10 protein-coding genes and 3 tRNA genes are annotated in these 13436 nt (G+C 36.5%); all 13 read right to left on the reverse strand.

Going from position 1 to position 13436, the window contains the following annotated elements:
- Window positions 1–174: 174 nt before the first annotated feature.
- Window positions 175–468 carry a DUF3467 domain-containing protein gene (locus tag HXZ74_RS09370; protein WP_038331074.1) on the reverse strand — a complete coding sequence of 98 codons (294 nt, stop codon included), beginning with the start codon at window positions 466–468 and terminating at the stop codon, window positions 175–177.
- Complete coding sequence (gene rpoC / locus HXZ74_RS09375; protein ID WP_286475027.1) at window positions 468–4745, reverse strand: DNA-directed RNA polymerase subunit beta'; 4278 nt, start codon at window positions 4743–4745, stop codon at window positions 468–470. The genes HXZ74_RS09370 and rpoC overlap by 1 nt, the downstream gene beginning before the upstream one ends.
- 62 nt (window positions 4746–4807) lie before the next feature.
- Window positions 4808–8650 (reverse strand): DNA-directed RNA polymerase subunit beta, encoded by a 3843-nt coding sequence (rpoB, locus tag HXZ74_RS09380; RefSeq protein WP_125349434.1) that lies wholly within the window; start codon window positions 8648–8650, stop codon window positions 4808–4810.
- Window positions 8651–8752: 102 nt separating this feature from the next.
- Window positions 8753–9121 carry a 50S ribosomal protein L7/L12 gene (gene rplL, locus HXZ74_RS09385; RefSeq protein WP_019974307.1) on the reverse strand — a complete coding sequence of 123 codons (369 nt, stop codon included), beginning with the start codon at window positions 9119–9121 and terminating at the stop codon, window positions 8753–8755.
- Window positions 9122–9167: 46 nt separating this feature from the next.
- Complete coding sequence (gene rplJ / locus HXZ74_RS09390; protein ID WP_052217500.1) at window positions 9168–9680, reverse strand: 50S ribosomal protein L10; 513 nt, start codon at window positions 9678–9680, stop codon at window positions 9168–9170.
- An 18-nt stretch (window positions 9681–9698) separates the two neighbouring features.
- On the reverse strand, window positions 9699–10394 hold the full coding sequence (gene rplA / locus HXZ74_RS09395; RefSeq protein WP_038331070.1) for a 50S ribosomal protein L1: 696 nt from the start codon (window positions 10392–10394) through the stop codon (window positions 9699–9701).
- 17 nt (window positions 10395–10411) lie between these two features.
- Complete coding sequence (rplK, locus tag HXZ74_RS09400) at window positions 10412–10852, reverse strand: 50S ribosomal protein L11 (protein ID WP_038331069.1); 441 nt, start codon at window positions 10850–10852, stop codon at window positions 10412–10414.
- A gap of 73 nt (window positions 10853–10925) precedes the next feature.
- Window positions 10926–11474, reverse strand: coding sequence for a transcription termination/antitermination protein NusG (gene nusG / locus HXZ74_RS09405; RefSeq protein ID WP_038331068.1), 549 nt, complete (start codon window positions 11472–11474; stop codon window positions 10926–10928).
- Window positions 11475–11506: 32 nt separating this feature from the next.
- On the reverse strand, window positions 11507–11695 hold the full coding sequence (secE, locus tag HXZ74_RS09410) for a preprotein translocase subunit SecE (RefSeq protein ID WP_038331172.1): 189 nt from the start codon (window positions 11693–11695) through the stop codon (window positions 11507–11509).
- A 15-nt stretch (window positions 11696–11710) separates the two neighbouring features.
- Window positions 11711–11781, reverse strand: a tRNA-Trp gene (locus HXZ74_RS09415).
- Window positions 11782–11842: 61 nt separating this feature from the next.
- A complete protein-coding gene (gene tuf, locus HXZ74_RS09420; protein ID WP_038331067.1) occupies window positions 11843–13030 on the reverse strand; it encodes an elongation factor Tu in 1188 nt (395 codons plus the stop codon).
- Between the two features lie 185 nt (window positions 13031–13215).
- Window positions 13216–13288, reverse strand: a tRNA-Gly gene (locus HXZ74_RS09425).
- A gap of 73 nt (window positions 13289–13361) precedes the next feature.
- Window positions 13362–13436, reverse strand: a tRNA-Tyr gene (locus tag HXZ74_RS09430).

The following is a 13436-nucleotide window of genomic DNA, read 5'->3' on the forward strand; positions in this document are numbered from 1 at the left end:
AAAGATTAATGTATTTTATTTTTAAATTATTCGCATTAATATCACAAATAATTATCAATTTAATAATTGAGATAACTTTTATAAGATTATTTTTAATGATTTGATAGTTTTGATTGCATAAAAAAATCCCCCAATCTAAGATTGAGGGACTTTTTGAAATATTAAGAATGATTCTTAAGCTTCGTAAGTTGCAGTACCGTTGTTTACTTGAGGTTCTTTGATTTCACCAAAGCTTTTCTCGAAGTTAGTTACGTTTTCTGCTAACGATTGAGATAATTGTTTTGCTTGTAATGGAGACAAAATAATTCTTGATTTTACTGATGGTCTAGCACCTGGTAAAAATTGAACGAAATCTACAACGAACTCAGATGGTGAGTGGTTGATGATTGCTCCTGTAGCATAAACACCTTGAGCTACTAATTCGTTTAACTCAATGTTTAATCCTTCGTTTTGTTGATTTTCTGACATTATAATTCTTGTTTTGCGTTTATTAATTCCTCGTATTCACGGTTAGATCCTACGATGATATTTTGATACTCTTTTAATCCAGTTCCGGCAGGAATTAAGTGTCCAACAATAACGTTTTCTTTTAATCCTACTAAACCGTCTACTTTACCAGCTACAGCTGCTTCGTTAAGAACTTTTGTAGTTTCCTGGAACGATGCCGCAGACATGAAAGATTTAGTTTGTAAAGACGCTCTTGTAATCCCTTGTAAAACTGCTTCTGCTGTTGCAGGTAAAGCCTCACGAGCTGTTACTAAGTTTTTGTCTTCACGTTTTAATTTAGAGTTTTCGTCACGTAATTCGCGAACTGTGATGATTTGTCCTGCACTTAATGTGTCAGAATCACCAGCATCTTCTACGACTTTCATTCCGAATAAACGATCGTTTTCTTGCATGAAATCATCTTTGTGCTCTAAACTATCTTCTAAGAATCTTGAATCTCCTGAGTCTACAATACGAACTTTACGTAACATTTGACGTACGATAATTTCGAAGTGTTTGTCATCGATTTTTACCCCTTGTAAACGGTATACATCTTGAATCTCGTTTACTAAGTATTCTTGAACCGCTGTTGGTCCTAAGATTCTTAAAATATCTTCTGGTGTAATTGCTCCATCTGATAAAGGCTCACCTGCACGTACGAAGTCATTTTCTTGAACTAAGATTTGTGCTGATAATTTAACTAAGTAACGACGGATCTCACCATTTTTAGATTCAACAATGATTTCGCGGTTACCACGTTTTATTTTACCGAAAGATACAACTCCATCCATTTCACAAACAACTGATGGGTTAGATGGATTACGAGCCTCTAACAACTCTGTAATACGAGGTAAACCTCCTGTAATATCGCCAGATTTAGCTGACTTACGAGGAATCTTAACTAAGATTTTACCTGCATTAATTTTTTCTCCATCATTTACCATTAAGTGTGCACCTACTGGTAAGTTGTATGTTTTTTCTTCACCATCAATCGTGATAACTCTTAACGCTGGAACTAATTTTTTATTACGTGATTCAGAAATAACTTTTTCTTGGAATCCTGTTTGCTCATCGATTTCAATTTGGAAAGTTACCCCTTGCTCTAATTGTTCGTACTCGATTTTACCAGTAGATTCCGCGATGATAACCCCGTTATAAGGGTCCCAACTTGCAATCTCTTGACCTTTTTGAACTTTAGCTCCGTTTTTAACAGATAAGATAGTACCGTAAGCAATGTTAGTTTGTTGACGAACGTTTCCTAAATCATCAATTACTTTCATCTCTGTAGAACGAGAAACAACTGTATCTACTTTGTTACCTGCATCATCTGTCGATTCAACAGTACGTAAGTCGTCAAACTCAACTGTACCATCAACTTTAGCATTAATTGTATTTTGCTCAGAAACGTTACCCGCAGTACCCCCAACGTGGAAAGTACGTAATGTTAACTGTGTACCAGGCTCACCAATAGATTGTGCAGCAACTACACCAACTGATTCTCCTTTCTGAACACCTTTACCTGTAGCTAAGTTACGTCCGTAACATTTAGCACAAATTCCAGTTTTCGCTTCACAAGTTAATGGAGAACGAACTTCTACATTTTCGATACCAGCTGCTTCTAAAGCATCACCAACATCTTCTGTAATAATATTACCAGCAGAAATGATTAATTCACCATTATCTGGGTTGTAAATATCATTTAATGAGGTACGACCTAATACACGAGAAGATAAACTTTCGATAATTTCTTCTTTTTTCTTAAGTGCTGTAACTTCTAAACCTCTTAATGTACCACAATCTTCGTGCATTACGATAACGTCTTGTGCAACGTCAACTAAACGACGAGTCAAGTATCCAGCATCGGCAGTTTTTAAGGCTGTATCGGCAAGACCTTTACGCGCACCGTGCGAAGAAATAAAGTACTCTAAGATAGACAGACCTTCACGGAAGTTAGAGATAATTGGGTTTTCGATGATATCCCCACCAGTAGAACCAGCTTTTTGAGGTTTAGCCATCAATCCACGCATACCTGATAACTGACGAATTTGCTCTTTAGATCCACGCGCTCCAGAATCAAGCATCATGAATACTGAGTTAAATCCTTGTTGATCTTCTGTCATACGTTTCATTACAATTTCTGTTAATGTTGCGTTTGTTGTTGTCCAAACATCAATAACTTGGTTGTAACGTTCGTTATTTGTAATAAGACCCATGTTATAGTTCATCTTAATGTTCTCAACTTGGTTGATCGCACCAGAGATAAGGTCTTTCTTTTGTTCTGGGATTAAGATATCTCCTAATGAGAATGATAAACCACCCTCGAAGGCATTACGGTATCCTAATTGTTTCATATCATCTAAGAAAGCAGCCGTTGTAGGGAAATCTGTAATCTTGATGATTTTATTAATAATTGTACGTAACGATTTTTTCGTTAATACTTCATTAATATAACCTACTTGTTTCGGAACAATTTGGTTGAATAACACACGTCCTACTGAAGTTTCGATTAATTGATTTTCTACTAACTCCTCTCCTACACGAATTGTTCCTTTTACACGAATTGGGGCGTTTAAGTCAACAGCTCCTTCGTTGTATGCAATTTGAACTTCTTCGTCTGAATAGAAAGTTAATCCTTCACCTTTTACTGTAAATTGGTGGTCAGTACGACGAATTTTCGTCATGTAGTAAAGACCTAAAACCATATCCTGAGAAGGTACAGTAATTGGAGAACCATTAGCAGGATTCAAAATATTTTGAGAAGCCAACATTAATAATTGTGCTTCTAAAACAGCTTCTGGTCCTAATGGTAAGTGAACGGCCATCTGGTCACCATCGAAATCGGCATTGAAGGCAGTACACACTAATGGGTGTAAACGAATTGCTTTACCTTCGATTAATTTCGGTTGGAATGCTTGGATACCTAAACGGTGTAACGTAGGGGCACGGTTTAATAAAACTGGGTGACCTTTGATTACATTTTCTAAAATATCCCAAACAACTGGCTCTTTTCTATCGATAATTTTCTTAGCCGATTTAACTGTTTTTACAATTCCACGCTCGATTAATTTACGAACTACGAATGGTTTGTATAATTCAGCTGCCATATCTTTTGGTAAACCACATTCGTGTAACTTAAGTGTTGGTCCAACAACAATTACAGAACGAGCAGAATAATCCACACGTTTACCTAATAAGTTTTGACGGAAACGACCTTGTTTACCTTTTAATGAATCAGATAATGATTTTAACGGACGGTTACCATCAGCTTTTACAGCAGATGCTTTACGTGTGTTATCGAATAATGAATCAACCGCTTCTTGTAACATACGTTTTTCATTACGTAAGATTACTTCTGGCGCTTTGATTTCCATTAATCGTTTCAAACGATTGTTACGGATAATTACACGACGATATAAATCATTTAAATCTGATGTTGCAAAACGACCACCATCTAATGGAACTAATGGACGTAATTCTGGTGGAATAACCGGAATAACGCGCATTACCATCCATTCTGGACGGTTTACGTGGTGCATATTTGACTCACGTAACGACTCAACAACTTGTAAACGTTTTAACGCTTCTGTACGACGTTGTTTAGAAGTTTCGTTATGTGCTTTGTGTCTTAATTCGTAAGATAACTCATCCAAATTGATACGAGATAATAGGTCTTCTAATGCTTCAGCACCCATTTTCGCAACGAATTTATTAGGATCTGTATCTTCTAGATATTGATTCTCGATTGGAAGAGTTTCTAAAATATCTAAATACTCTTCTTCTGATAAGAAATCTAATCTATTTAATTCTTCACCTTCTGGTCCTTTTGCGATACCTGCTTGAATCACTACATATCTTTCGTAGTAAATTACCATATCTAATTTCTTAGATGGTAATCCTAAGATGTAACCAATTTTGTTTGGTAATGAACGGAAATACCAAATATGTGCAATTGGCACAACAAGATTGATGTGTCCAATACGCTCACGACGAACTTTCTTTTCAGTAACTTCAACCCCACAACGGTCACAAACGATACCTTTATAACGGATTCTTTTATATTTTCCGCAGGCACATTCGTAATCTTTTACAGGTCCAAAGATACGCTCACAGAATAACCCGTCACGCTCTGGTTTGTGCGTTCTATAGTTAATCGTTTCAGGTTTTAAAACTTCACCTTTAGATTCTTGAAGAATCGATTCTGGAGAAGCTAACCCGATACGGATTTTTGAGAATTGACTTGTTTTATTTTTTGTTGACATATAGAAATGTATCTAACAATTATATTATTATAACGAAAAAGGTAGAATAATAGGTTGCCCTATTATTCTTCCAAGTTTATGTCTAATCCAAGACCTTGTAATTCATGTAACAATACGTTAAATGATTCTGGAATACCAGGTTCTGGCATTGGCTCTCCTTTTACGATTGCTTCGTAAGTTTTCGCACGTCCAATTACGTCATCCGACTTAACTGTTAAGATTTCGCGTAAGATATTAGATGCACCAAATGCTTCTAATGCCCAAACCTCCATCTCTCCGAAACGTTGTCCACCGAATTGTGCTTTACCTCCTAATGGTTGTTGAGTAATTAATGAGTATGGTCCGATAGAACGCGCGTGCATTTTATCATCAACCATGTGTCCTAATTTCAACATGTAAATCACACCTACAGTAGCTTTTTGATCAAAACGTTCTCCAGTGTTACCATCATATAAATATGTTGTACCGTGTTTTGGAATACCTGCTTCTTCTGTGATGCGATCGATATCAGCGATTTCAGCACCGTCGAAGATAGGTGTAGCAAATTTTTGACCCATTTTAAGTCCAGCCCATCCTAATACCGTTTCATAAATCTGACCGATATTCATACGAGATGGTACCCCAAGTGGGTTAAGCACGATATTTACTGGCGTTCCGTCTTCTAAGAAAGGCATATCTTCGTCGCGAACGATACGTGCAACAATACCTTTGTTACCGTGACGTCCTGCCATTTTATCCCCTACTCTTAGTTTACGTTTTTTCGCAATGTAGATTTTCGCTAATTTAACGATACCTGCAGGTAACTCGTCTCCAACAGAAATTGTAAATCTTTCGCGGTTAAGTGCTCCTTGTAAATCATTGTACTTAATTTTGTAATTATGTAACAATTCTTTTACTAATTCGTTCTTATCCTCGTCTGTTGTCCAAAGAGATTCTGCTCCAGTTAAGTTTAAGAAATCTTCAACATTAGATAAGATTTTTTGCGTGTATTTTACACCTTTCTTGATTACTTCTTCGTTCAAGTCGTTGTAAATACCTTGAGAAGTTTTTCCGTTTAATAAAACGTATAATTTCTCTAATAAAATCTCTCTTAATTCGTTGAATTTAACGTCGTACTCAGCTTCTACACTATCAATGATAGCTTTGTCTTGAGAACGTTTGCGTTTATCCTTAATACTACGTGAGAATAATTTTTTGTCGATAACAACACCACGTAATGATGGAGAAGCTTTAAGAGAAGCATCTTTTACATCACCTGCTTTGTCACCAAAAATCGCACGTAATAATTTTTCTTCTGGAGTTGGATCAGATTCTCCTTTTGGAGTAATCTTACCAATCAAGATATCACCAGGTTTTACTTCTGCTCCGATACGGATCATACCGTTTTCGTCTAAGTCTTTTGTAGCCTCTTCCGAAACGTTAGGAATGTCTGAAGTTAATTCTTCCATACCTAATTTTGTATCACGTACATCTAATGAATATTCATCGATGTGGATAGATGTAAACCAGTCTTCGCGAACAGCTTTCTCAGAGATTACAATGGCATCCTCGAAGTTGTACCCTTGCCAAGGCATGAAGGCAACAACCATGTTACGACCAATTGCTAATTCCCCTCCTTCTGTTGCATAACCTTCAGATAAAACTTGTCCTTTCTCTACACGATCGCCAACTTTTACAATTGGTTTCAACGTAATTGTAGTTCCTTGATTGGTTTTTCTGAATTTTGTTAAATTATATGTTTTCTCAGCAGTATCGAAGCTTACTAATTCTTCGTCTTCTGAGCGATCATATTTAATTGTTATAATGTCAGCATCAACATAAGTTACTGTACCTTCACGTTCTGCATTTACTAAGATTCTTGAATCTTTTGCAACTTGTTTTTCTAATCCAGTACCTACAATTGGTGCTTGAGGTTTTAATAATGGAACTGCCTGACGCATCATGTTCGATCCCATTAACGCACGGTTGGCGTCATCATGCTCCAAGAAAGGAATTAATGATGCTGAGATAGAAGCAATCTGGTTAGGTGCAACGTCGATTAAATCAACTTCTGCTGGCGTTACAACAGGGAAATCCCCATCCTCACGAGCAGTTACACGTTCAGTAGCAATAGTACCATCGTCTGTCATGTCGATATTGGCTTGAGCAATTACTTTTGATTCTTCCTCTTCCGCAGTTAAATAGATTGGTGCTGATTCGACGTCCACTTTTCCATCTTCTACTTTTCTGTACGGTGTTTCGATGAACCCTAAGTTATTAACTTTAGCGAATACACATAATGACGAAATCAAACCAATGTTTGGTCCCTCAGGAGTTTCAATTGGACATAAACGTCCGTAATGAGTGTGGTGTACGTCACGTACCTCGAATCCCGCTCTTTCTCTTGATAAACCTCCAGGCCCTAATGCTGATAAACGACGTTTGTGTGTAATCTCTGATAATGGATTTGTTTGGTCCATGAACTGAGATAACTGGTTCGTTCCGAAGAATGAGTTGATAACAGATGATAATGTTTTTGCATTAATCAAATCGATTGGTGTAAACACCTCGTTGTCACGAACATTCATTCTTTCGCGGATAGTTCTAGCCATACGAGCTAAACCTACTCCAAATTGGCTTGCCATTTGCTCACCTACCGTTCTTACACGACGGTTAGATAAGTGGTCAATATCATCCACCTCTGCTTTAGAGTTGATTAATTCGATTAAATATTTAATAATCGAAATGATATCTTCACGAGTCAATACTTGTACGTCCTCGCTAATGCTTAAGCCTAATTTTTTATTTAATCTGTAACGACCTACTTCACCTAATGAATAACGTTGATCAGAGAAGAATAATTTGTCAATAATTCCTCTTGCTGTTTCCTCATCTGGTGGCTCAGCGTTACGTAATTGTCTATAGATGTACTCTACTGCTTCTTTTTCAGTGTTAGTAGGGTCTTTTTGTAAAGTATTATGGATAATTCCATAATCAGCAGAATTGATATCTTCTTTGTGTAATAAGATTGTCTTTACACCAGAATCTACGATTTGATCGATGTGATCTTTCTCTAAGATTGTTTCACGGTCTAAAATAATTTCATTACGCTCGATAGATACAACTTCTCCTGTATCTTCATCTACGAAATCCTCGTGCCATGTATTTAATACACGTGCAGCAAGTTTACGACCTACAACTTTCTTTAAATTAGCTTTATTAACTTTTACTTCTTCAGCTAAGTCGAAAATTTCTAAGATATCTTTATCTCTTTCGTATCCGATAGCACGTAATAAAGTAGTTAATGGTAACTTTTTCTTACGATCGATGTAAGCGTACATTACGCTGTTGATGTCTGTTGCGAACTCAATCCAAGATCCTTTGAAAGGAATGATACGAGATGAGTACAATTTTGTACCATTCGCGTGGAAAGATTGTCCGAAGAATACCCCAGGAGAACGGTGTAATTGAGATACAATAACACGCTCTGCACCATTAATAATGAATGATCCTGAAGGAGACATGTAAGGAATTGTTCCTAAGTATACGTCTTGCACTACAGTTTCGAAATCTTCGTGTTCTTCGTCCGTACAGTACAATTTAAGACGAGCTTTCAATGGTACGCTGTACGTTAATCCTCTTTCGATACACTCATCAATTGTGTAACGTGGTGGATCTACGAAATAATCTAAGAATTCTAAAACAAACTGATTGCGAGTATCCGTAATTGGAAAATTCTCAGCAAATGTTCGGTAAAGACCTTCATTTTTTCGTTGGTCAGGTCTTGTTTCCAACTGGAAAAAATCTTCAAACGATTTGATCTGAATGTCAAGGAAATCTGGGAACTGAGCGACTGCTTTTGCAGAAGAGAAGTTCAATCTTTCTTTTTTCTCAGTCGAGTTGCTTAATGTTGCTTTAGTGGCCAATTTCGAATGAATTTTGGTTTATATAATGACTTTATGCGTAAAAAGGTTTAGACCTAACACGTCCTGTGTTAGGTCCAAACCTATATTTTTGAGTAATAAAAATTACTTCAATTCTACTACTGCACCAGCTTCTTCTAGCTGTTTCTTTAAAGCTTCAGCTTCGTCTTTAGAAACTGCTTCTTTAACTGTTGCTGGAGTTGAATCTACTAAATCTTTAGCTTCTTTTAATCCTTTACCAGTTAATTCTTTAACTAATTTAACAACTGCTAATTTAGATGCACCTGCTTCTTTTAAGATTACGTCGAATTCTGATTGCTCTTCAGCAGCTTCACCTGCTCCACCTGCAGCAACAACTACAGCAGCAGCAGCTGGTTCGATTCCGTACTCATCTTTTAAGATTGTAGATAATTCATTAACTTCTAAAACTGTTAAGTTTACTAACTCTTCAGCTAATTTTTTTAAATCTGCCATTTTAATGCTTTTTGTTTTTTAAACTTTTATTTGATATGAGTGTGTCTTATTCTTCTGAAGCTCCTTCTTCTGCTTTTGCAGCGTCTTTGTTCTCTAATTGAGAAACAACAGTTTTGATTGGAGATTGAAGTAACATGATGATGTCTGCGATTAATTCTTCGCGAGATTTCAATGCTACTAATTGTGGTAATTTGTCATCACCTACGAATGTATTATCTTCAATCCAAGCTCCTTTTAAAATAGGTTTTTCAGATTTTTTTCTGAAAGTATCGATTACTTTAGCTGGTGCGTTACCAACTTCAGCAGTCATTAATGCTGTATTTCCTTTTAAAGATCCGTAAAGCTCTTCGAAGTTTTTGTCTTCGATTTGCTCCATAGCTTTCTTTAATAAAGTGTTTTTTACTACGCGTAAAGATACATTGCTTTTGTAGCAAGCTCTTCTTAATTCAGTAGTATTAACAGCGTTTAATCCGTCGATATCTGCTAAGTAGATGATTTTTGCTTCTGCTAATACAGCTTGCAATTCATCTATCATATTTGCTTTATCTTGTTTTGTCATTGCCATAATCTACTAATTTTAAGCGTTTACACTTTTTGGATCTACTGATACACCTACAGATTGAGTTGTAGAAAGCGTGATGCTTTTTACATATGTTCCTTTAGCAGCTGTTGGTTTTAATTTAATTAAAGTTTGAATTAATTCATTCGCATTTTCTTTAATTTTATCAGCATCGAAAGATACTTTACCAACTGCAGCGTGGATGATTCCGTAACGGTCTACTTTGAAGTCGATTTTACCTGCTTTTACTTCAGAAACGGCTTTACCAACTTCTAAAGTTACAGTACCTGATTTTGGGTTAGGCATTAATCCACGAGGTCCTAAAACACGTCCTAATGGTCCTAATTTACCCATAACTGCTGGCATAGTAACGATAACGTCAACATCTGTCCAACCTTCTTTAATTTTTTGTAAGTATTCGTCTAATCCTACATAGTCTGCACCTGCTGCTTTAGCTTCTGCTTCTTTGTCTGGAGTAACTAATGCTAATACTTTTACATCTTTACCTGTTCCGTGTGGTAATGAAACTACACCACGAACCATTTGGTTAGCTTTCTTAGGGTCTACACCTAAACGAACTGCTATATCTACAGAAGCATCAAACTTAGCGTAGTTAACTTCCTTTACCAATGATGATGCTTCATCAATAGAGTAAAGTTTGTTTTTTTCTACTTTAGCTAATACCTCTTTTTGTCTTTTTGTTAACTTTGCCATTTCCTAAAATGTTTTAATTATTCTGGAGCTTGCCCACCTTTTACAGTTATACCCATAGAACGTGCAGTTCCAGCAACCATTTTCATAGCAGATTCAACAGTAAAACAGTTCATGTCCGCTAATTTGTCTTCAGCAATAGCTCTAACTTGATCCCAAGTAACAGTACCAACTTTTTGACGGTTAGGTACTCCTGATGCTTTTTTCAATTTCGCAGCTTCCATTAACTGAATAGCAGCTGGTGGAGTTTTAATTACGAAATCGAATGATTTGTCTTGATACACAGTAATAACAACTGGTAACACTGCACCTTGTTTTTCTTGTGTACGTCCATTAAATTGTTTACAAAACTCCATGATGTTAACACCTGCAGCACCTAAAGCTGGCCCTACTGGTGGCGAAGGATTTGCTTGTCCTCCTTTAACTTGAAGTTTTACAACTTTTTCAATTTTTTTTGCCATTTTTTTAATTCTTAAAATTAAGCGTTATGTGGAAGCAGCCTAAATTTCTACTTTTAATTTGTTGATGGATTGATTATGCAATCTTTTCAACTTGGTTAAAACTTAACTCTAGTGGTGTTTTACGTCCGAAGATTAAAACCATCACTTCAAGTTTACGTTTGTCTTCAATGATTTTCTCAACTGTTCCGTTGAAGCCATTGAATGGTCCATCGATTACTTTTACAGTTTCTCCTACGATGTAAGATATTCCTAAATTTGTATCGATGTTTTCTGCTAATTCGTCAACTTTACCTAACATTCGGTTAACTTCCGATTGTCTCATTGGTACAGGATCACCTCCTTTCGTTGCACTCAAAAAGCTAATTACACCTGATGTATTCTTTACCATGTGAGGAATCTCCCCTACAAGTTCAGCTTCTATCATGATGTAACCAGGAAAGTGTACTTTTTCCTTTTGATATTTTTTACCGTTACGGATTTGAATCACTTTTTCCATAGGAACAACAATTTGTCCTACATAATCATTCAAATTTTGGTACTGAATTTCTCTTTCAATATAATCCTTAACTTTTAGCTCTTGTCCAGCCACAGTCTTGATTACATACCATTTCTTTTCACTCATGATTCTAATTACTAAACGGGATATTTTACAAACTAAAAAGCGCCGTAGATAAAGTTAAGCACTTGTGTGAATAATGTATCTACCGCATATAAAAATATAGCTAACAAAACTGTAGCTATTGCAACAATAATTGTGTCTCTTTGTAGATCTGAGAATGATGGCCATGTAACATGATCTTTAAATTCTACAAAGGAATCTTTAAAATATTGTACGACTTTCATATCGTTTTCATTTAGCACGGGCACAAGGATTCGAACCCTGATCAACGGTTTTGGAGACCGCTATTCTACCATTGAACTATGCCCGTAGAATAAAAAGAGTGGTAATCATTGAAGATTACCACATCTTCTATATTATATTTTGACTAATTAGTCTAAAATTTCAGTTACCTGACCAGCACCAACTGTACGTCCACCTTCGCGGATTGCGAAACGTAAACCTTCGTTTAATGCGATTGGTTGTAATAATTCAACTGTAATAGTTAAGTTATCTCCTGGTAAAACCATCTCAACTCCTTCTGGTAAGTTGATTTCCCCTGTTACGTCAGTTGTACGTACGTAGAACTGTGGACGGTAACGGTTGTGGAATGGAGTGTGACGACCACCTTCTTCTTTAGTTAAGATATAAACCTCAGCTTTGAATTTTTTGTGTGGCTTAACAGACCCTTGTTTTGCGATAACCATACCACGACGGATGTCAGTTTTATCAACACCACGTAATAATAAACCTACGTTATCACCAGCTTCACCTCTATCTAAGATTTTACGGAACATTTCAACACCTGTTACAGTAGAAGTTAATTTTTCTTCTCCCATACCAACGATGTCAACTGGATCCCCAGAGTTAATTACACCAGCCTCGATACGTCCTGTTGCAACAGTACCACGACCTGTAATAGAGAATACATCCTCTACTGGCATTAAGAATGGTTTATCTTGATCACGAACTGGTTGCTCGATCCACTCATCAACATTGTTCATTAAGTTCAATACAGTTTCAACCCATTGAGGCTCACCGTTTAATGCACCTAAAGCAGATCCTTGGATAACTGGAGTGTTATCTCCGTCATATTCGTAAGAAGATAATAAATCTCTTACTTCCATTTCTACTAACTCTAATAACTCAGCATCGTCAACCATATCAACTTTGTTTAAGAAAACAACGATACGAGGAACGTTTACTTGGCGACATAATAAGATGTGCTCACGAGTTTGAGGCATTGGACCATCAGTAGCAGCTACTACTAAGATACCACCATCCATTTGAGCAGCTCCTGTAACCATGTTTTTTACGTAATCCGCGTGACCTGGACAGTCAACGTGTGCGTAGTGACGGTTAGCAGTTTCATACTCTACGTGAGATGTATTAATTGTAATACCACGCTCTTTTTCTTCTGGAGCATTATCGATTTGATCGAAAGCTTTTGCTTCTGAATAACCAGCATCAGCTAATACTTTAGTAATCGCTGCAGTCAAAGTTGTTTTACCGTGGTCAACGTGACCAATAGTACCAATATTTAAGTGCGGCTTATTACGGTTGAAAGTTTCCTTTGCCATTTTACTTTTTATTAATTTCTATTGTTATACTTAAATTAAAAAAATAACTTTAAATTATTTTCAAGTGTAAAAATACACTTTTTGATTTATATAAAGATATTAATTTTTGACTCGCGTTAACCTTGGTTTAAATGAGTCTCAACAACTACTTAAAAGATTAACTATACTGGACGAACCAGAATTTGAGCGGGAAACGGGACTCGAACCCGCAACATTCAGCTTGGAAGGCTGACGCTCTACCAATTGAGCTATTCCCGCATTCACTTCTAAAAAGCTTTGCAAATTTAAAGATTAAATCCTAAACCACAAAAAATTTTAAAAATTAAGTTTGTGGGGAGAGCAGGATTCGAACCTGCGAAGGTTACCCAACGGATTTACAGTCCGTCCTCGTTGGCCGCTTGAGTAT

The sequence above is a fragment of the Empedobacter sp. R750 genome, from assembly GCF_030324345.1.
Lineage (GTDB): Bacteria > Bacteroidota > Bacteroidia > Flavobacteriales > Weeksellaceae > Empedobacter > Empedobacter falsenii_C.